The following is a 21,301-nucleotide window of genomic DNA, read 5'->3' as shown; positions in this document are numbered from 1 at the left end:
GATGTTTGTTACATGAATTTCAATTCGACTAACTTCTTAAATAGCCTTTTTCCCAGATCATCTCCAGCACCAGTCCAAACTTCTTTATCATTGTTTACATCTGGCGGAAATATTCTTTCCACCTGGGTTGGTGAACCACTGGCTCCATAATTTACTTCATCCGTATCGGTTAAATCCTTTAAACTATAGGTAAATATTTGCTTTTTAATAGTTTCCTTTTTCTTTTTATAGGAAGGTAGCCTAGGCTGAAAGATACCCTTTTCTACTGTTATAAGACATGGATATTGAATTTCTACTGTTTCTAATGTTGTTGCCATGTCTAGATCCACTATTATAGAATTTTCTTTTACTTCATGGATCTTCTTGACATTGGCCACATGGGGAATTCCAAGATATTCAGCCATTTCAGGACCAACCTGAGCTGTATCACCGTCTGTTGTTTGTTTTCCACAAATAATTAATTGTGGGTTACCAGTTTTCTTAACACCCTGTGATAGTGTGTAGGAAGTTGCCAATACATCAGCACCAGCGAATTTTCTATCCGTCAATAGATAACCATCATCCACCCCCATCATGAAGGCTTCTCTAATAACTGCCTCCGATTGAGGAGGACCCATTGTAATCACACTAACCTTCCAACCCTTGTCCTCTTTAATCTTTAGGGCACTTTCAACAGCATACAAATCATATGGATTCATTTTAGAGTCTATTCCATCTCTGATAAGATTCCCTCTATCATCCACCTTTACCTCTGTAGTTCCAGGTACTTGTTTAATACATACGACAATTTCCATAAATTCCCTCCTTGTAATATGGTACTATGGTATTACCAATATAGCTATAATGAAAAGGTTTATTCAATAACTTGAAAACCTTTTCCTCTAGAAGAATTTATTATGGTAATATGGTCTTACCACTCTACTATTAAATTATCATAATCTTTTAAATATTACAATATTAATTTTTATTTTCACAAACATTATTCTACATTTTTTTATATTACCATCTATTATCTAGATTTTTGCTATATACTATTATAGGACTATCCAGAATGATCAATCTTCCGCTGGCTCCATTGAAGGATATTTATATGAATTAGTTAATAGATTAACATAACTCAATTAGAATAAAAGATGAATCTACTATTTTAGTAGGACTCATCCTTCATAAATTAATGGGGTTATAAAATTTTGATTCATTATTTAAGCTTATATAAGTATTCTTGAATAATCAGTTCAATATGTACCCTCATGGCCTCAGAAGCTGCCTTTGGATCTCTGTTGGCTATTGCCTTGTAGATATTTTCATGCTGATCTACTAGTAGAATTTTATTCTTTTGATTGGTGAGGATCATCCCACGGGCATTTTCTATAAAATTATCCATTAAGGATGATATAACATTCAAGATATTTAGTAAAAGAAAATTCTTAGAAGCCTGGGCTATCATGTAATGAAACTCTTTATCTACCTTAACACTATTTTTCTCATCCTGTAGATCATTATAGGCTTTTAGCTTTTCTATTAATAAGCCCATCTCTCTTATCTCTTCATCGGTTCCTCTTCTTGCTGCCAAGGAAGCAGTCTCCATCTCAATAATTCTTCTTAAGTCCACAATCTCCTCAGGCCTACTTTCATGAAGCATAAACATCACTGAAAGGGGCTGAAATAAACAGTGGTCAAAGCTCTCCATTATAAAGTTGCCATCTCCCTGTCTTACTTCAATTAAACCGATTATTTGAAGAGCCCTTAAAGCTTCCCTAACGGATGTTCTGCTGACCATAAGCTGTTCTGCCAATTGTCTTTCCGATGGCAGTTTGTCTCCCTTTTTTAAATCTCCATTTGCGATCATGTTTTGAATTTGTTCTATAACCAATTCATATACTTTAGTGCTTTTTATTGGACTAAACATGCCTTCACTCCTACCCTATGATTAGAAAACCATAAATTTTAGTATCGTTAATTACAGTATTTTTACGAATATTACCCTTCAATGAAGTAATAGGTTTTAAATCAAAAGCTACATTAATTATATCAAATTAACTCCATTTTAGCATCGTTTTTTCTTGATAAAATTTAGTAATTCTACAAAAAAAACAGAAAAAGGGAGAGATAAAATCTCTACCTTTCTACACTTATTTAAAGGACTCCTTTAATGAAACAATTCTGTTGAAAACTAACTTTTCTGCAGTGGAGTATTTAGAATCCACACAGAAATAACCATGTCTTAAAAATTGAAATTTATCTTCCTTTATACAATCAGCAAAAGATGGTTCCAGATAAGATTTTAATAAAATCTCTAAAGAGTTTGGATTGAGAATTTCCCTCCAATCCTTACCAGCAGTACCTTCACTATCTAATAATAGCCTGTCAAACAATCTAACCTCTGCTTCTACTGCATGGGGTACTGACACCCAGTGAAGGGTACCCTTAACCTTTCTACCTGTAAATCCTGTACCACTTTTGGTTTCTGGGTCATAGGTGCATCTAAGCTCCATCACTTCTCCGGTTTCTTCATCCTTAATAACCTCTTCACACTTTATAAAGTATGCATGTCTTAATCTTACCTCGTTACCAGGGAAAAGACGGAAATACTTCTTTGGAGGGTTCTCCATAAAGTCTTCCCTTTCGATATAAATCTCTCGTGAAAAAGGAATTTGTCTAGAACCCATATCTGGATTTTCTGGGTTATTTTCAGCATCCAACCATTCAACCTGACCCTCTGGATAATTGGTTATGACAACCTTTAAAGGATTTAAGACGGCCATTCTTCTTTCTACCTTTAGCTTTAAGTCCTCCCTTATAAAATGCTCCAACATCGCTAAGTCAACGGTACTATTGTCCTTTGATACTCCTATTTCTCCTAAGAAGGTCCTGATGGCCTCAGGGGTATAGCCCCTTCTTCTTAAGCCCTTAAGGGTAGATAGTCTTGGGTCATCCCAGCCATCTACATAATTTCCTTCAACCATCTCTCTAAGATATCTTTTACTTGTAACAACCCCCATTAGATTCATTCGTCCAAACTCCCTTTGCTTTGGAGGGGTTTTAAAATCTAATTCTTGTAAAAACCAATCATAGAGGGGTCTATGGTTTTTAAACTCCATCGAGCATAGGGAATGGGTAATGTTTTCTAAAGCATCTGAGATCGGATGGGCGTAATCGTACATTGGATAGATACACCACTGATCTCCTGCTCTAAAATGATGGGCATAGGTGATTCTATATAGTACAGGATCCCTCATATTGGTATTGGGAGAAGACATATCAATCTTTGCCCTAAGGGTTTTTGAGCCTTCAGGAAATTCTCCATTTTTCATTCTCTCAAAGAGATCTAAATTCTCTTCAATGGAACGATCTCTATAGGGGCTGTTTTTGCCGGCCTCCGTTAGGGTTCCTCTATACTCCCTTAGCTCTTCGAAGGAGAGATCACAAACAAAGGCCTTTCCCTTCTTAATTACCTTAATTGCGCATTGGTAGAGATCTTCAAAGTAATCTGAGGCGTAAAATAGCCGATCCTCCCAATCACAGCCCAGCCACTTAACATCTTCTATAATTGAGTCAACGTATTCAGTGTCTTCCTTTTTAGGATTGGTATCATCAAACCTTAGATTAAACTTCCCATTATATTTTTCTGCAATGCTGTAGTTAATGTTGATGGCATAGGCACTACCAATATGTAGATAGCCATTTGGTTCTGGTGGAAATCTGGTATGCACTCTATTGCCATAAACCCCTTCCTCCAAATCCTTATCAATTATTCGATGAATAAAGTTGGAGGTACCAGTTACTTCCTTCTTATTATCAAATTCAACTGCCATAAATATTCCTCCTTACCAGTGGTATTATCATTTGATATTAGCACAAAATACTATCCTTGTCAAAATGTTGGTATGAGATAATTATAACACCTCAAACCAATTTATATCCCTATCAAATTTGAAGCCTAAGGTCTGGGCTAATGGCATAGATTTACTATTGGATTCCTCAATATGTACAAAGGGTAACAAGCCCCTATCTCGAAGTTTATGAATGATATCTATCGTAACGATTTTGGCGTAGCCCTTACCACGATGCTGGGGCATTACATGAAGGAATCCAATTGCTCCATCATCTTGGGTAATTCCCCAAGCAACGGGATTACCATTTATTTTTATGCAGGAGCCAATACCATGCTTGATACGATCTTTAATATATTCTATGCTTAGAAACTCTTTATAATCTGAATTATAATAAATTACCTCTGCATCACTTTCTATTAGTGGTTCTGTCCTATAATCTCTGTCAGGGATTTTAATTTCCTCAGGTAGATAAAGCTTCCCACAGCTTAATCGCCATTTTGTTTCCTTTCCTTCTGTCAGAATGGGGATCATCCAATTTTCTATGATAGCAAAATTCTTATCCTCATCCTTGATGAACTCTTTTAATTGATGTAGCTCCTTCTCATCTCCACAGCTTATATAAACCCAAGGTCTGTCACTGATCCCCTTAACTATTACAGAGTTTCCCATTCTTTCATAAAAGCTTATAGGATAGTTTTCTGCGAAATAGATGATGTTACAGTTTCTTATAGGATCTTCCTTTAAATAATCCAATATTCTTATTAGAACCTCATTCATTAATCTACCCTCCTTTGATATATACTTAAAGGTAGAGCATCGGTTGCTCTACCTTAATAATCATCCACCAGCCAAAAGATGGATTACTTTAACATCATCCCCATCATTGATAATGGTTGAGTCATAATCTTCCTTATTGATAATATTACCATTTATTTTTACAATTATTTTAGTAAAGGTATACTTTTTTTTATCTAAAAGCCTTTGAACAGTTAAGCCTTCTTCCCATTCAAAATCCTTTGTATTCACCTTAATCATAACAAACCTCCCCAAACAATAGTAGGTAAGGCAGCGGTTAAATCCGCCACCCACCTAGAACTCTGGTTTACATATGCTTATCTACCACTTCAAATAACTCTGGTAAATCCATTCCGATGGATTTTAAATGTTCTTTGGTTGGCACTCCATTGGGTGTCCAGCCCCTTCTCTTATAAACTGCGTCGGTAAGCTTCTCATATTGGTCTAGTCGATATTCCTTCATTACTTTGATTTTTTCTTTTGTAGTTTTACCTTCAGGGTTATAACCTAAAAGCTCCACCAACTGCTGATCGTATCTTTCTTGTCTTGATTCATACTCTTCAATGGTAACAGGTCCCATTGCTCTATAAGGCATTGCATCTTGTTTCCTTAGACCCTTACCTCTACGAATATTGAATACTCTTTGGAAATTATATACCCTTTCAGACTGAAGGATTAACTCATTTTTATCGATACTGCTGCCGGTTACACCATTGTAGAGATTTACATAATGTTGAACGTGTTCAGGCATTTTTGCTGGTTCATCTGTTAAGTGATTATCTGGTGGGGAAGTATCATTCCAAGGAAGCTTACATAATCCCATTAAACCAAACCAGGTTCTAAACATAGGGAAATAATGTAGGGCTTCCGCTTTATCCTCAAAGGTTGGAATTTGGTTATTTACCATATCCATAAAGATTAACCATGCTTCGTCATGCTGTGGACCTTTATTGGTTAAACCGTAACCTCCCTGTTGAGCTAAAGATTCCTTCGGAAGGTACTCAGATACCTCAAGGCCCTTTTGTTCCATTCCGATTTCATTTAAGAAGTCGGCATCGGCACCATGCTCCTTAACAAAAATCTCCTTAAGCTTTTTAACACCTAGGCCGATTTTAGCTCCAAAGCCTTCACCTCTGGACATTTGGTGCAATAACTCTAATTGAGCTAATCCATTTCCAAATCTAAGGTCTAAGCCTCCAGTAGCCTCTTTATCTATAATCCCTCTTTCATAGCATTCCATTGCAAAGGCACAAATTGTACCAAAGGATATGGTATCTACTCCGTAGGTATCACAGTAGAAGTTGGCCTCAAGAATTAATCGTGGGTCAAAGATTCCACAGTTGGCCCCTAAGCCTGCGGCGTTTTCATACTCTGGACCATCAACCGTTACAAGATGTCCTTTGTATGGACCCGTTTGAATTTCAAATTTATCAGCAGCCTTAGCACAGGATAAAGAGCATCCAAACCAACATCCATCAGGCATTCCTTGGGTTATGAATTTTTCAACAAATACATTTGAAGCTATTTTATAAGTATCAGGATGATTTCCATATTGATAGTTATGGACAGGTAATAAATCATATTGGTCCATTACTTCAATAATATTGGCTGTACCAATTTGTCTCATTCTACATTGTACATCATCGTAATCATGAATTTGCTTATGAAGCTTTATCCCTGCTTTGTTGATAAGACTCTGATCAGCAGGATTATTTAGGTTACCCTTTGTTCCTTTAAATTTAATGACTACAGCTTTGATTTTCTTATCTCTAAATACTCTACCAATTCCACCTCTACCTGCTTGCTTTAGTCTTGTGACACCCCTTCTCAAGTCATAAAAGGAGAAATTCAATAGTCCAATATTTGCATGGTTTGCAGCAGTTCCAGCAGAAATAACAGATATATTCTTTTTATCTTCCTCATTGTCTGCATACATTTCTGTAAGCTGTTCAGAAATAACATGTCCATCGATAGCTTCCAGTGGGGCTTCTTCAATGGTTATTTTCCCATCATTTCCGTTAATATAGATGATGATATCCTTTTCGGCCTTTCCTTGAATCTCCATGGCATCGAAGCCAGAAAATTTCAAGAAGGGTCCAAAATACCCACCAACATTACTGTCTATTACTAAATCAGTCATTGGCGATATGGTAACTACTAGGGATTTACCAGCACCAGGATATTGAGTAATACCACATAATGGGCCACCAGCTATGACAATTTCATTTTCTGGGTCATTCCATTTAGTATCGGGTTTTGTTGCGTCCCATAGGTAACGGAGACCATAGCCCTTACCTCCAATAAACTTTTCCTTCATTTCTTTAGAAACATTCTTTTCTTTAATTTGGTTTTCACCAATATTTACGTATAAGGTCTTATCGGTGTATCCTCTATTAAGCTTTGCTGGCTCATATGTATATTCAGCCAAAAGCTTATGTTCTGCCTTTATAGACTTTACATCAAACATTTTACAGCCCCTTTCTAAAATCAAGTAATAGGTTATAGGTAATAGATAATAGGTTTTAAGGTTTAGGCTTAAACTTATTACTTATTACTTATTACTTAAAATCTATAGTTTCTCCATCGGTTCTTTATCTACATCTTCAATCCATATTGCATTCGTTGGACAATCCTTTCCACAGAGGCCACAGGCAATACACTTAAAGGGTTCGATATAGTCGTCATGCTGTCTCATTGATAGTTGTGGGCAAAAGCCAACACACATGAAGCAGCCTACACATTCCTTTTTGTTAATTCTCACAACGCCATTCTTATCTCTTGTTATTGCCAATACAGGGCAAATATCAATGCAAACACCACATTGATTACAGACATTAATTTCATTTGTCTCTCCCTTTGCAACTTGAATGGCTGACTTAGACGAATGATTCTCCTTAAAGTATGCCTTAGAACAGACCTCTTCACAAAGGCCGCACCCAATACAGACCTCATCATTTTTCATTAACACCTTCATCTTCATAACCACCTTTACTTTAAAATACCTATATACTATGATATATCTTTTTACAAACCATGTAAATAAGAAGACCATAAGTTAAATACATTCATTAAAGTATAAAAACTATAGAAAAATCGTTAATATTTTCACTTTCTTCCACTTACTTACCATAAACTTCCAATAAAATATTCAATGTATCATAGTATATGCTAAGAACTCCATATATTCATTATACTACGGAAGGTTCAAAAATAAGATTTCCTTCTTTAAACCTGTTAATGTGAAGCATATCGATTGGAAGGGTAGTTTTCTCTCCTATAATAGATTCAGCAATGACGATACCAGTTGCTGGAGCCAACATAAAGCCATGTCCACTAAAGCCAATGGCTAAATAAAAGCCCTCTACCTCATCAACCGGTCCGTATATAGGTTGCCTATCTGGAGTTATGTTATATAGCCCAGCCCACTGCCTTAAAAATCGAACATTCTTTAATGGCGGAAGAACCCTCGTTATGGTTTTTGTCATTTCTTCAACAAAATGCCAGCCAGAGGTTATTCTTAAATCCCTTGGTTCTCCTTCATCACCTCTACCCATGATAAAGCCACCGTGGGGTACCTGCTGACAATAAAGGTTTAATGAGAAGGACATCACCATTGGATCTAGAATTGGCTCAACAGCCTCTGTTACCAGTATTTGATGTCTCTCTGAGAATACAGGTAGCTCTAAGCCTACCATATTGCCGATTAATTGTGAATATCCCCCAGCAGCATTTACTACCACGTTGGTGGCGATATCTCCCCTATTGGTTTTAACTCCCTTAATCTTACCATTCTCAACAATGATATCAGTTACCTCCGTGAAGGTATGAATTTGGGCACCTAATCTTTTGGCTGCTTCTGCATAGGCTTGAGTAGTATGGAAGGGATTTAAATGACCATCCTTTTGATGGAAGGTAGCACTAATTAAGCCATCGGTATTAAGGAAAGGGACTACTTCCTTTGCCTCATCGAGGGTCAATAGCTTTGATTGTATCCCTAAGCTATTCTGTAGAGCAATATTCTTTTTAAACTGCTCATGCTCCTTTTCTGTACTTGAGATTATTAAATAGCCACCTTGTTTAAACTCAATATCTCCATCATAGTCCAAATCTTCCTTTAAAGTTTCAAAGGCTTCACAGGAGTATTTAGACATTCTACAGTTCATCTCAGTACCCCACTGCTGCCTAATACCTGCACCACATCTACCAGTAGCACCACTTGCCAAATAATTTTTTTCTATAACTACAACATCCTTAATCCCTTTTTTAGCAAGATTATAGGCTATGGCCACACCTGAGATTCCACCACCTATAATAACTACATCAGCTGTTTTAACCATGGGCTTCTTCACCACCTTCTTCTATGGCTTCAAGTATTTCACCTAATTTTATTGACTTTACTGGAGGTCTAAAGGTTCCAGGAGCCAGCTCTGAAATTGGCTTGCCTGTTGCTATTGAAAGCTCTCTTAAAACCAATTGCATACAGGTTCTACCTTGACATGGACCCATTCCAATTCTACTGATTCGCTTTAACTCGTCAAAGGTTCTATAGCCTTTGGCAATAAGCTCCCTAATATCTCCCTGGGTCAAATCGGAGCATCGGCAAATGATTGTATTATCCTTCATACCTATTCCCCCATTCTTATATTTCGTACAGCTTTAGCGTATTGCTTTTCTACCGCTATTGAAACAATTGGCGTTTTGTCTAAGGCCTTACTATTAATAACCTTCACAACCCTAGCATCACATACTGGTTGGCCTCCTCGATCTAAGCCTTTAACCACCTGGTTAACAGTTGGGAGGGGTAGAAACTCATAGGGTAGTTTAATTAAGGCCTCTTCCTCTGAAAAGGTGATATCTATAACCATTATGGCAAGACCAGGACAGTTGCTTACACATAGACTACATCCGTTACATAGACTATGGTCAACATTGGGCAGATCATTGATATCAACAAATTCCTTAATAGCGCCAGTGTTACATGCTGTATAGCAAGGATTACATGGTATATTTTGATAGCACTCTACAATTACAACAGGACCTTTAGCCATTCGTTCCTCAGATGGAAAAACCCCATCAATGTCCTGTTGGGTTGGAATACCTGTGGATTCTAACATTTAATAGCCCCCTTTCATCTTACGCCTCAGTGGATGCAGCAGCTTCACTTTGAATTAATATACTGGCAATGCCCTTATTAATTCTTTCACCCACAGGGCCATGTCTTAAGGAATTTAGTTGCTGTAATAAATCTTCTCTAAGCTCCTTCGTATTATAAAGACTATATCCTAAATAAGCAGCTGCAGACATACCTGCTAGATATCCCTCCACCATAGCACTACTGGCCTCTTCAACACCAGAAACATCTCCGGCTACAAAAATTCCCTTTACAGAGGTCTGAAGATTTTCGTCCCTTGCTGGAACATATCCACTTAACTCAGGAAGATATTTCATTTCACATCCAGCCTGCCATAACAGCTCTGACAATGGTGAAAGACCAACAGAAATACAAATAATATCGACCTCTAGCTCCTTTTCTGTTCCTGATATACCCTGCCATTTATCATCTAGCTGCCAAATCACAGCCTTTTCTACTGCTTCAGTTCCTATAGCTTCCTTTATAGAATACTTCGTGTAAATTGGTACTCCCATTCTTCTAATTTTTGAGGCATGAACTAAGTAGCCACCAATAGTGGGTGAGGCTTCTACGATTGCTTCAACCTGTACCCCTGCCTGCATTAGCTGATAGCTAACTATTAGACCAATATTTCCTGCCCCTATCATAAGTACTTTGTTACCTGGTTTTATTCCATACTCATTCATTAGGGTTTGAACTGCCCCTGCACCATATATACCAGGCAAATCATTATTAGGAAAGGCCAAGGTTTTTTCGCTGGCACCAGTTCCTACAACAATTGCCTTTGGCTTAACCTTTATATACTTGCCATCCTTTTCTAGAGTGGCAACCCCATCTTCAAAAAGTCCTAATACCGTTGTATTGGTCATAACCTCAATATTTTCCATTTGATCTATTTTATCCAGTAGTATCTGGGCAATGTCAAAGCCTCTTGTGGAAGCATATTGCTTCTCTGAACCAAAAAACATATGGGTTTGCTTTATAAGCTGCCCCCCAAGGGCTCTATTCCTATCTACAACCAGTACTTTGCTTCCCATTTCTGCAGCCTGAATAGCTGCACATAGACCTGCTGGTCCTCCCCCTACAACTAAAATTTCAACGGGCTTCATAGAATATCACCCTTTCCTTTTTGAGTTTTCACCTTCATACCATCCTTTAATTCTTCTACACAAATCCTCACATTTGGTTCTTCATTTACTTCCATAAGACAGGATGAACAGTTTCCGATTGCACAAAATAATCCCCTAGGTCTATGGTTTTCTATACTATGACTGAGGGATTTAACTCCTGCTGCATGTAAGGCAGCTGCTATGGTTTCTCCTTCGAAGCCTTCTACTTCTTGATCATTAAAAAAGAAGCGAATTTTTTTACCTCTTTTAAAGTTTAAAATAGGATGCTCCTCAATTCTCATTTACACACCTCCAATGTTATAGTTGGATTCTCCCCTAATTAGGAGAGAATCCATTTAACCATTAATTATTGAGTATTTTTATTGTTGAAGGCTTTATTCACTAGTACAAAGAAGCCTCCAAAATAGAAACCAAGTACAATTACCATCATTACAATTGATGAACCTGACATATTAAAGCCCCCTTTATTTATTATCTATTGGATACAGCTCAGTTGCGCCTACTCCTATTTTAGATGCAAGCCAGTTATTGGTTAATAATGCTCCTATTAAAAGAATTGCAAATTGGAAAATGATTGTTCCCGGACTGAAGGTTTCAAATGGATGCCACCAGTTGCCAGGATACCATTCAAGGGCTTGTAAGAACCACCATCCAGTTACTGCCACGAAGAAAAGTGGGAATAACATAATACAGACGTTCCACCATTTGCCTGTTTTAAAATCCGCCCATTCTGTATTGATCCATTTGGTTCTTGCATTCTCTAATCCGAACTTAATCAAGGCAAAGGCCACAAATAAACCACTTACAAGAAGGCCTACACCCCAAACCCAATCCTGATTATCTAAAAAATTCAAGCTATAGGCTGAAGGTATACCCAGTATAAAACCGGTAACCACAACAAACTTTGTTGCTTTTTCCCTAGACATTCCTGCATCCATAAAGTTTCTAACCCCTACCTCAATCATTGGTAGTAGAGAAGATAAGGCTGCAATAGCCATAGCTAAGAAGAAAACTGCTGCTAAAACATTCCCTAGAGGCATTTTTCCAAAGAGCTGTGCCAAATAAATAAAAGTGATTCCTGTGTTACCTGAAGCTAAGGCTTCACTTGCAAATTCCGGTGTTGGAGATAAAGCAAAGATTGCTGGTAGAACTGTCATACCTGCTATTAAAGCTCCTATATGATCTCCAAAGCCCATAATCATACAGTTTCCAGCAATGTCCTCCTTATAGCTGGCATATACAGCGTAGGTGATGATGAAACCCCATCCAGCTCCGGTGGACCATGCCGACTGTGTAAAGGCATGAAGCCAGATTGTAGGATCTTTAAGCATTTCAAGCTTTGGACTAAATAAATATTCAAGACCTTGTAGAGCTCCTGGTAGGGTTAAAGCACGGATAACTGCTACTACTAATAAGGTAAATAGGGCTGGTATCATGATCTTACAAGCCTTTTCTATACCTGCTGTTACTCCCTTATAAATAATAAAGCCTGCTATTGCCATAGATATTAAATGGAATAGTATGGTTTGCCAAGGAGTTGTAGTAAAGGTGTTCCAAATTGCCGTTGTAGCTTCGGTGTTGGTTTCGGCGTTAAAGGTACCTGTTAAAGCCAAGGTAAAGTATTTAACACACCAACCCATAACTACGGAGTAATAAAACATAATTCCTAGACAGACGGCAGCAATCCAGGTTCCCATCCATGTATACTTCTTACCCACGAAGTCACGGAAGGCCCCAATTGTACCAAGCCTTGTCTTTTTACCCATTACCATCTCACCCATGAGTAATGGAATAGCCCAAACAAACATTGCGATTGTCCAGGCAATAATAAAGGGACCACCGCCATTTGCAGCGGCCACACGAGGGAATCTCCAGATGTTTCCTGTTCCGATGGCCATACCGATTGCAGCCAGTATAAAGCCCCATCTACTCCCCCATTGTTCATTGTTTTTACTCATATTGATTCCTCCTTTTGATTATAATAATGAAATAATCTTAGATTATTTCATCTAATACTTCTCTACTAAAGCATTAGTAGCAAAAGGGTTAACCTACTTAAGGGCTACAGCCCTTTAATATAGCCACTCACCAATAAGAAGAATATACTTTGTTGCTTTACTTCATAGAAATTAATTGCAATTTTATATATGTAATCTTGCAGATTAATCTCGAAATATGCCGTATAGCGAAATATATTTGGTAATATTGCAATAATCAACTCCCAATGCTTCAATAAAATTGTATTAAGTAATATTTTATTACATCTTGAATAAATATGCAACTTATTTTTCATTAGTTATTAATTAACATTATCTTCCTATTTTTTTAGGTAGGTTATTCAAATGAGTCAGGTACTTCTATTGCAATATTAATGCCAATTTGGAATTTGATAAGAAGGAATCACTAATTAAGGTTAGGATATCAACAGCTTTTGCCTTTAAACTATTTCAAGGATTTTCAATAAAATGAAAAAAGGTGTCTATTTTTAGACACCTGCTCAGTTTTCTAGTAATAATCCTACTGAATTTTTTTTATATTACAACAGTTTCCCAATAAATATAGCATTGTCTAATTTTAGACAAGTGTCTAAATTTCGACATCTAATTCCTCTTTATATTGATGAAGCTTATAGTATAATGTAGTTCTAGGGATATTTAAAACCTTAGCCGCCTTTGCCTTATTACCCCCAGACTCTTTTAAAGCCTTCTTGATCATATTGATTTCCAAAACCCTTAAGTTGTCCCCTAAATTAGCTTCTAAGGTTGTATCCTTAGATTCGTTAGTACTTTCAAGAATATAATGGGGAATATGATCCTTAGTTAATCGTTGATTGTGGCTAGTTACAACCATATATTCTACTGTATTTTTTAACTCACGGATATTGCCCTTCCAATGATAATTAATCAAGATGTTGAATACATCCTTTTCTACATAGGATATAAAGGTGTTGTTTTTCCTACAAATATCCTCTAGGAAGTGATTGAAGAATAGGATAATATCTTCCTTACGTTTCCTTAGGGGGGGTAGTTGAATTTCCACTACATTTAATCTGTAAAATAAATCTTCTCTAAATTTACCTTCTTTTACCATTTCTTTAAGGTCTTTATTTGTGGCAGATATAATTCTTACATCCACCTCTATCTGTTTATCTGCTCCAATTCTGTGGACCTTTCCCTCCTGTAAAACCCTTAAAAGCTTTGCCTGCATATTCAGGGGTAAATCACCTATTTCATCTAAAAATAAGGTGCCATTATTGGCAACTTCAAAATAACCCATCTTACCGTTTTTCAATGCCCCTGTAAAGGCTCCACCGATATAACCAAAGAATTCGCTTTCAAAAAGGGTTTCGGGTATAGCACTACAATTCACTGGTATAAACAATCCCTTCCTTTGACTATTCTGATGAATAGCCCTGGCGAAGACCTCCTTACCAGTACCACTTTCTCCAACAATTAATACACTGGTATTGGTTTTGGAAACATGCTTGGCTAGTTGCACCTTGTTTTTTATTACTGGGCTTTTACCTAATATTTTTCCTAAAGAGAAGCTCTCCTTTGTAAACTTTTCTACCTCTTCCTTTAGTAAATCTATTTCGAAGTTGGCATTTTCAAGCTTCAAAGATAGATTTCTGTTCTCAGTTATATCCTTTTCAGTAGCAACCACACCTACAAATTCACCGTCGATGAACACAGGCAAAGCACTTATGATTACATAGTAATTTGGTTTAGGAGCATGGTAAATATTCTCTATGGGAATTCTACTTTCAAGGACGGATAAGGTTAAAGCATTGGGAAAGAAGTCCTCAAGCTTTTTATAAATAATATCCTCTTCTCTTATGTTATAGATTAATTCAGCTTTTTTATTCCATAAAAGAACATGACCTGCAGGGTCAGTTACTGTAACAGCCTCATGCATATGATTAATTACATCCTTGTATTGGCGGTTAATACTTTCAAGCTTAAGGTAATAATGATCCAAAAGGTTATCTATTCGAATAATTCCCTGAAGCTTACCCCCTTCATAAACGGGTAATCTTCCTATTTTGTTATCAATAAGTATTCGCCGCGCATCGGTTATCAACATATCAGAAGCTACAGTTATAATATTCCTGGACATAAAATCCTCTATTGGTAAATCAGTGGGTTGCCCCATTTTTTTTATATTTGAAATGTCTGTTAGGGTGATAATACCTATTATGATATCAGGCCGATCATCATCCATAATCAAAACTTCAGGTAAATTTTTCAGTAGCATTTTGTCAATAGCTATGTTGAGGCTTGTAGTTTTACTTAGCTTTATAAAATGAGTTGATAGGATTTCATTAACACTATAATGCTTAAGTTGATTTTCTAACATAACCTCGCCCCTTTTTTACTTAATATAGCCATTAACTATAATTAAAAAATAAAGTAAGGATAATCCTTACTTTATTTTACCTAATATTTTCATTATATCAGAATTTAACTTATGGATAAACCCTATTCAAGGTTCTGGCAAAGGGGATTGTTTGTCTAATATGATCAACACCACATATCCATGAAACGGTTCTTTCTAATCCAAGGCCAAAGCCTGAATGGGGAACTGAACCATATCTTCTAAGGTCTATATACCATTCATAGATTTCCCTTGGTAGGTTTTCCTCCTCTATCTTCTTTAGGAGTAGTTCTAAATCATGAATACGCTCAGAGCCACCAATTATTTCACCATAGCCTTCTGGAGCAATTAAATCTGCCCCTAGAATTACCTCTGGATTATTTGGATCCGGCTGCATATAGAAGGCCTTCATTTTTGTTGGGAAGTGGGTGATAAACACTGGTTTATCATACTTTTCAGCAATATAAGTTTCGTGGGGAGCTCCAAAGTCCTCACCCCATTGGAACTCAAAACCACCATCTTGAAGTAGCTTCACAGCATCAGTATAGGTGATTCTTGGGAAGGGAGCTTTAATTTTTTCTAGGACCGTTGTATCTCGTTGTAGAATTTTTAATTCAATCTTTCTATTTTCAAGAACTCTACCAATGATATACTCAACCATTTCCTCTTGAACCTTTAGGTTACCTTCGAAATCAACATAGGCCATTTCCGGCTCGATCATCCAGAATTCATTAAGATGTTTTCTGGTCTTAGATTTTTCTGCTCTAAAGGTAGGGCCGAAGCTATAAACATTCCCAAAGGCCATGGCTGCTGCCTCTGCATATAATTGACCCGTTTGTGATAGATAGGCATTTTCTCCAAAATAGTCAATTTCAAATAGCTCAGTGGTTCCTTCACAGGCTGAAGGAGTAATAATTGGTGGTTCAATTAATACAAAGCCTCTATCATGAAAAAATTGTCTAATTGCTAGGTTTATTTCATCCCTAATCCTTAATATTGCATTTTGCTTCGGCGTTCTCATCCATAGATGTCTGTTTTCCATCAAGAAATCTGTACCGTGCTCCTTTAGTGAGATGGGATAACCTTCTTCAGCAATATGTACAGGGGTTACTTCCTTAACAAGAATCTCATAGCCACTAGGGGCTCTATCATCCTTTTGAACCAAACCCTTAACTGTGAGGGAGGATTCTTGGGTAAGCTTTTTACAATTTTCAAAAACATCTTCAGAAACCTCTGCCTTAACCACAACACCTTGTATAAAGCCTGAGCCATCCCTTAGCTGTAGAAAATGAATTTTTCCACTTGATCGTTTATTATATAACCAACCCTTTAAAATTACTTCTTGTCCTTCATATTTACTAATATTTTCTATAGTAGTGCTATTCATCTTTACACCTCCATTATACTGATCATTCTATACCTTTAACTCAACTTTCATACCTAACAGCTCTTTATTGTCATTCACTATGGGATAGATAACCTTATTTAAAAAGGATGTTACCTGTTGAGGGGCCCTCCCTATAAAATTTTTAGGATCTAATAATGAGTCTAAATCCTCTTTTGAAAGGGAAAATTCCTTATCGGCCAGTATCCGGTCTATTAAGTCATTGGGTTTACCATGAACTTTAACTTCCTTGGCGGCCTCCATCGAATGAACTCTAATTCTTTCGTGGAGCTCCTGGCGATCACCGCCTCTTTTTACGGCCTCCATCAGAATGGTTTCTGTTGCCATAAAAGGGAGCTCTGCATCTATATGACTCCTAATGATCTTTTCATATACTACCAATCCATCACAAACATTAATGGCTATACTCAAAATAGCATCGGTAGCTAAGAAGGCCTCAGGAATTACAATCCTTTTATTAGCTGAATCATCTAAGGTTCTTTCGAACCATTGGGTGGAAGCAGTCATTGCTGTATTTTGACAGCCTGCCATCACATATCTTGCAAGGGAAGCAATCCTTTCACTTCTCATGGGATTTCTCTTATAGGCCATGGCAGAGGAACCAATTTGATTTTTCTCAAAGGGTTCTTCAATTTCCTTCATGCTCTGTAGAAGCCTTATATCATTTGTAAATTTATGTAGGCTTTGGGCTATCCCACTGAGGAGGGATAATACCTCATAATCAAGCTTTCGTGAGTAGGTTTGTCCCGTAACTGGAAAGGTGGCTTCAAAGCCCATCTTTCTTGCTACTAGTTCTTCTAGGGCCTCCACCTTTTCATCATCATTATTCAATAAGCTATAAAAGCTGGCTTGAGTTCCAGTGGTTCCCTTTACCCCTCTAAGTTTCATTCTATCAATTTGATACTGAAGATTTTCATAATCCATCAACAGCTCCTGCATCCAAAGGGTTGCCCTTTTTCCTACAGTTGTCAGTTGGGCCGGTTGAAAATGTGTAAAGCCTAGTGTAGGAAGGCTCTTATATTTTTCACTGAAATTCGCCATTACATTTAATAAATTTACCAACTTTTCTTTAATCAGCTTTAAAGCATCCCTCATAATAATTACATCGGTATTATCCCCTACAAAGGCACTGGTGGCTCCAAGATGAATAATGCCTTTTGCCTTAGGGCACTGCTGTCCATAGGCATAAACGTGGGACATAACATCATGTCGGGTCTCTCTTTCACGTTCTATGGCAACTTCATAATTAATTGGCTGAATATTGGATTTAAGCTCTTCAATTTGATCTTCTGTAATAGGTAAACCTAGTTCCATTTCAGCCTCGGCTAAGGCAATCCACAGCCTTCTCCAAGTAGTAAATTTATTGTCAGAGGAAAATAGATAATTCATTTCACCACTGGCATACCTTTCAATTAGAGGGTTTTGATAACTGCTGGTACTCATGAAATGATCCTCCTTTTATATAGCTTTATCAGTATTTAAGAAAAGAAATCAGAGGACTTCAACCTCAGAAGAGATATGAGGATTCTCATATCTCTTCAAATATCTCTTAACCCTTTACTAGCTCTTCAATACGATCTAATCCCATCTTAATGTTTTCCATGGAATTGGCATAGGATAATCTTACAAAGCCTTCAGCACCAAAGGCGATACCTGGTACTACGGCCACTAGGCCCTTATCTAAACAAACCTCAGCAAAGTCCATTGAGGTGTTAATTCTTTTACCTTTAATTTCACTACCAAAAATCTTGGATATATTCATCATGATATAGAAGGCACCCTTTGGAGTAAGACAGGACAAACCTTCTATACGATTTATTCTCTCTACCATATACCGTCTTCTTTCATCGAAGGCTTTTCTCATTTTTATCACTGAAGATTGATCACCCAATATCCCCTCTATACTTGCATATTGTGCTATTGTATTGGGATGAGAGGTTGCATGACTTTGGATATTCCCCATAACCTTGGCAATTTCTTTATTGGAGGCTGTATAACCAATTCTCCAACCTGTCATGGCATAGGCCTTTGACATACCATTCACTACGATTGTAAGATCTTTGATATCATCATTGATGCTGGCAATACTAATATGCTCTGCTCCATCGTATACCAGCTTTTCGTATATTTCATCAGATATAATCACTAGATTGTTTTCAACAGCAATCTTAGCAATCTCCTCAAGCTCTGATCTGTTATATAAAGCACCTGTTGGATTTGAAGGGCTATTCATCATAATACCTTTTGTTTTAGGTGTAATTGCTGCCATTAGATCTTCCTTAGTTACTTTAAATTCATTTTCTTCTGAACAATCAACAAATACAGGAGTAGCATCAGCCATCTTCACTAATTCTCCATAGCTAACCCAATAGGGAACTGGAATAATAATCTCGTCACCGGGATTACATATGGCCTGTAAAGCGTTGTATAAAGCATGCTTGGCACCGTTGGTCACGATTATATTTTCAGGACTATACTCTAAACCATTATCTTTAAGTAACTTATGACAGATTGCTTCCCTAAGCTTTGGAAGACCAGAGGCAGCTGTATATCTAGTTATACCTTTATCTAATCCTTCCTTTGCTGCATTATTAATATTCTCTGGAGTATTAAAATCAGGCTCTCCAACTCCAAAGCTTATTACATTAATTCCCTCTGCTTGCATTTTTTTTGCCTTAGCATCAATGGCTAAGGTTACGGAAGCCTCAATTTTCAGATTTTTTTCTGACAGCTTAATCTTCATCTCTTTCCCTCCAAATTTAAATTGTCTTTAAACTTAAAAAAATATGTAATACCTTCATATATCAATAACACTATACTATTTTAACAAATTTTATCTTATTTTGCTACTGCTTTTAAGATTTTGTAAGTACTTTCTTTCATCTAAGATTTTCGTCCATCATGGTGCCTAGCTTTATAAATTAAAGGAGTCTTTGATATCTTCATAAATACTATAGTGGCTTCCTAAATCTCCTTTTCCTTCGGGATTTTTATAGGGATAGTGGAAATCTGATCCTCCCGTTACTATAAGGTTAAATTCCTGAGTGAGACCATATAAATAATTTTCATCGGCTGTGGTATGAAGGCTGTGATACACTTCTATACCTTCAATTCCAGCTTTAATCAGTTTCAAGATAATGCTCTTATCCTTTATGATTCCAGGATGGGCTATTACCGAAATCCCACCTATTTTCTTTATTAAATGTATGGCTTCAAAGGGTGTAATCTTAAATCTCGGAACATATGCAGCCTCCCCTTTATTTAGGTATTTATGAAAGGCTGAAGGGATATCCTCAACATATCCCTTCTCAGCAAGGACCTTAGCTATGTGGGGTCTTCCTATAACACCCTCCTTAGATGGATCCATTACTTCTTCTGGTGAGATATCTATATGTAGATTCCTTAATTTTTGGATGATTTTAATAGCTCGATTTTTTCTTTCAAACTTAAGGGTATACAAGAGATTGATAAGCTCCTCTGCGTGAAAATCTATATTATAACCTAAAATATGAATTTCGTCTTCTTGATCCTCTGTACTTAGTTCAATGCCGGGTATAACAAGAACCCCTTCCTTTTTACCATACTCTTTTGCTTCCTCGATACCCTCTATTGTATCATGATCAGTAATTCCAATACCATATAAACCCTTTGCTTTGGCGTAATGAATAATCTCTTTAGGATTAAGACTTCCATCTGAAGCTGTTGTGTGTACATGCATATCAATTTTTTTCATAATATGACCTCATTTTAGTAATATATATTATTCTTAAGATTGATTCCTTTTACTATTATAACCTATGACTTTTCTTTTATAGAGATATTTGCTTGTATAATTTCAATAAAAAAGTCTGCTATTTAAGCAGACAAAATTACCATAAATTTATCTAGGTTCAACAATTAATTTAATTGCGGTTCTTTCTTCACCGTCTATCTGTATATCTGTAAAAGCGGGTATACAAATTAAGTCAAGTCCACTAGGAGCTACAAATCCTCGTGCAATGGCAACTGCTTTAACTGCTTGATTTAGAGCTCCGGCGCCTATGGCTTGAATTTCAGCCGATCCACGTTCTCTTAAAACGCCAGCCAATGCTCCTGCAACAGAATTTGGATTTGATTTTGCTGATACTTTTAATACTTCCATTGTTAATTGCCCCCTTTGTAATAGGTTTATTACGATAATAGATACCCTATTAATATTCTACCTATTTAAGTAAATACCTTCAAAATTTTGAAATTTCTTTTTAAAATCTGTTGTTGGTTGAAATTAACATGTTTTTTTGTCAGAAATTTGGCATTTTATTATAAAGGAATTATCCTATAGATGTAGAACTCTTAACTTCTATAATTCTATTTAAAGGAGAAGATATTATGAAATATTACGTTGCTATTTTAGAAACCTTAGATGCTGAAAAGGATAAAGCTATTAGAGAAGAACACCTTCAATATTTAAAAGATTTAATAGCTGAAGAGAAAATATATGGTAAGGGACCCTTTACCGATGGTAGTGGTGGTATGATTATTTTCAAAGTAGATTCCTTTGAAGAAGCTGAGGCACTGATGAAGAAGGATCCGGTAATTGTTGAAAATACAAGAAGTTTTCGTATGAAGGAATGGAATAGAACCTATTAAT

Annotated in this window: 21 protein-coding genes; 1 reads left to right on the top strand and 20 read right to left on the bottom strand. The window is 36.7% G+C overall.

Going from position 1 to position 21,301, the window contains the following annotated elements:
• Positions 1-8: 8 nt before the first annotated feature.
• The 20 genes from F8153_RS13390 to spoVS form a co-directional block, all read right to left on the bottom strand.
• Positions 9-794, bottom strand: a complete 786-nt coding sequence (locus F8153_RS13390) for an electron transfer flavoprotein subunit beta/FixA family protein (protein WP_151866863.1) — start codon at positions 792-794, stop codon at positions 9-11.
• 404 nt (positions 795-1,198) lie between these two features.
• A complete protein-coding gene (locus F8153_RS13385; protein ID WP_151866862.1) occupies positions 1,199-1,909 on the bottom strand; it encodes a FadR/GntR family transcriptional regulator in 711 nt (236 codons plus the stop codon).
• A 223-nt stretch (positions 1,910-2,132) separates the two neighbouring features.
• Positions 2,133-3,815 carry a glutamine--tRNA ligase/YqeY domain fusion protein gene (locus tag F8153_RS13380; RefSeq protein WP_151866861.1) on the bottom strand — a complete coding sequence of 561 codons (1,683 nt, stop codon included), beginning with the start codon at positions 3,813-3,815 and terminating at the stop codon, positions 2,133-2,135.
• Between the two features lie 81 nt (positions 3,816-3,896).
• Complete coding sequence (locus F8153_RS13375) at positions 3,897-4,613, bottom strand: GNAT family N-acetyltransferase (protein WP_151866860.1); 717 nt, start codon at positions 4,611-4,613, stop codon at positions 3,897-3,899.
• A 60-nt stretch (positions 4,614-4,673) separates the two neighbouring features.
• Positions 4,674-4,871, bottom strand: coding sequence for a sulfur carrier protein ThiS (gene thiS / locus F8153_RS13370; protein ID WP_151866859.1), 198 nt, complete (start codon positions 4,869-4,871; stop codon positions 4,674-4,676).
• Between the two features lie 67 nt (positions 4,872-4,938).
• Positions 4,939-7,098, bottom strand: a complete 2,160-nt coding sequence (locus F8153_RS13365; RefSeq protein WP_151866858.1) for an aldehyde ferredoxin oxidoreductase family protein — start codon at positions 7,096-7,098, stop codon at positions 4,939-4,941.
• Positions 7,099-7,200: 102 nt separating this feature from the next.
• Positions 7,201-7,605 (bottom strand): 4Fe-4S binding protein, encoded by a 405-nt coding sequence (locus tag F8153_RS13360; RefSeq protein WP_151866857.1) that lies wholly within the window; start codon positions 7,603-7,605, stop codon positions 7,201-7,203.
• Positions 7,606-7,819: 214 nt separating this feature from the next.
• The gene (locus F8153_RS13355) at positions 7,820-8,968 is read right to left on the bottom strand and encodes an NAD(P)/FAD-dependent oxidoreductase (RefSeq protein WP_151866856.1); all 1,149 of its coding nucleotides are present in this window, start codon (positions 8,966-8,968) and stop codon (positions 7,820-7,822) included.
• Positions 8,961-9,254 (bottom strand): (2Fe-2S)-binding protein, encoded by a 294-nt coding sequence (locus F8153_RS13350; RefSeq protein WP_151866855.1) that lies wholly within the window; start codon positions 9,252-9,254, stop codon positions 8,961-8,963. The genes F8153_RS13355 and F8153_RS13350 overlap by 8 nt, the downstream gene beginning before the upstream one ends.
• 2 nt (positions 9,255-9,256) lie before the next feature.
• Positions 9,257-9,745, bottom strand: a complete 489-nt coding sequence (locus tag F8153_RS13345) for a 4Fe-4S binding protein (protein ID WP_151866854.1) — start codon at positions 9,743-9,745, stop codon at positions 9,257-9,259.
• 19 nt (positions 9,746-9,764) lie between these two features.
• Positions 9,765-10,871 (bottom strand): NAD(P)/FAD-dependent oxidoreductase, encoded by a 1,107-nt coding sequence (locus tag F8153_RS13340; protein WP_151866853.1) that lies wholly within the window; start codon positions 10,869-10,871, stop codon positions 9,765-9,767.
• Complete coding sequence (locus F8153_RS13335; protein WP_151866852.1) at positions 10,868-11,173, bottom strand: (2Fe-2S)-binding protein; 306 nt, start codon at positions 11,171-11,173, stop codon at positions 10,868-10,870. Before F8153_RS13335 ends, F8153_RS13340 begins: the two co-directional genes overlap by 4 nt.
• A gap of 65 nt (positions 11,174-11,238) precedes the next feature.
• Positions 11,239-11,343, bottom strand: a complete 105-nt coding sequence (locus F8153_RS13330; protein WP_151866851.1) for a MetS family NSS transporter small subunit — start codon at positions 11,341-11,343, stop codon at positions 11,239-11,241.
• A 13-nt stretch (positions 11,344-11,356) separates the two neighbouring features.
• Positions 11,357-12,850: a sodium-dependent transporter gene (locus F8153_RS13325; RefSeq protein WP_151866850.1), complete on the bottom strand. Its 1,494-nt coding sequence runs from the start codon at positions 12,848-12,850 to the stop codon at positions 11,357-11,359.
• 628 nt (positions 12,851-13,478) lie between these two features.
• Positions 13,479-15,248, bottom strand: coding sequence for a sigma-54 dependent transcriptional regulator PrdR (prdR, locus tag F8153_RS13320; protein WP_151866849.1), 1,770 nt, complete (start codon positions 15,246-15,248; stop codon positions 13,479-13,481).
• A gap of 109 nt (positions 15,249-15,357) precedes the next feature.
• The gene (gene asnS, locus F8153_RS13315; RefSeq protein ID WP_151866848.1) at positions 15,358-16,653 is read right to left on the bottom strand and encodes an asparagine--tRNA ligase; all 1,296 of its coding nucleotides are present in this window, start codon (positions 16,651-16,653) and stop codon (positions 15,358-15,360) included.
• Between the two features lie 27 nt (positions 16,654-16,680).
• On the bottom strand, positions 16,681-18,114 hold the full coding sequence (gene purB, locus F8153_RS13310; protein ID WP_151866847.1) for an adenylosuccinate lyase: 1,434 nt from the start codon (positions 18,112-18,114) through the stop codon (positions 16,681-16,683).
• A gap of 106 nt (positions 18,115-18,220) precedes the next feature.
• Complete coding sequence (locus F8153_RS13305; protein WP_330577791.1) at positions 18,221-19,414, bottom strand: pyridoxal phosphate-dependent aminotransferase; 1,194 nt, start codon at positions 19,412-19,414, stop codon at positions 18,221-18,223.
• Positions 19,415-19,585: 171 nt separating this feature from the next.
• Positions 19,586-20,404: a PHP domain-containing protein gene (locus F8153_RS13300; RefSeq protein ID WP_151866846.1), complete on the bottom strand. Its 819-nt coding sequence runs from the start codon at positions 20,402-20,404 to the stop codon at positions 19,586-19,588.
• A gap of 147 nt (positions 20,405-20,551) precedes the next feature.
• On the bottom strand, positions 20,552-20,812 hold the full coding sequence (spoVS, locus tag F8153_RS13295) for a stage V sporulation protein SpoVS (RefSeq protein WP_151862083.1): 261 nt from the start codon (positions 20,810-20,812) through the stop codon (positions 20,552-20,554).
• Positions 20,813-21,039: 227 nt separating this feature from the next.
• On the opposite strand from spoVS, the gene F8153_RS13290 reads away from it, so the two are divergent.
• The gene (locus F8153_RS13290) at positions 21,040-21,300 is read left to right on the top strand and encodes a YciI family protein (protein ID WP_151866845.1); all 261 of its coding nucleotides are present in this window, start codon (positions 21,040-21,042) and stop codon (positions 21,298-21,300) included.
• Position 21,301 lies beyond the last annotated feature (1 nt).

Source organism: Alkaliphilus serpentinus (assembly GCF_009017255.1).
In the GTDB taxonomy this organism is placed as follows: domain Bacteria; phylum Bacillota; class Clostridia; order Peptostreptococcales; family Natronincolaceae; genus Alkaliphilus_D; species Alkaliphilus_D serpentinus.
This window is presented reverse-complemented; position numbering and strand designations above follow the sequence as displayed.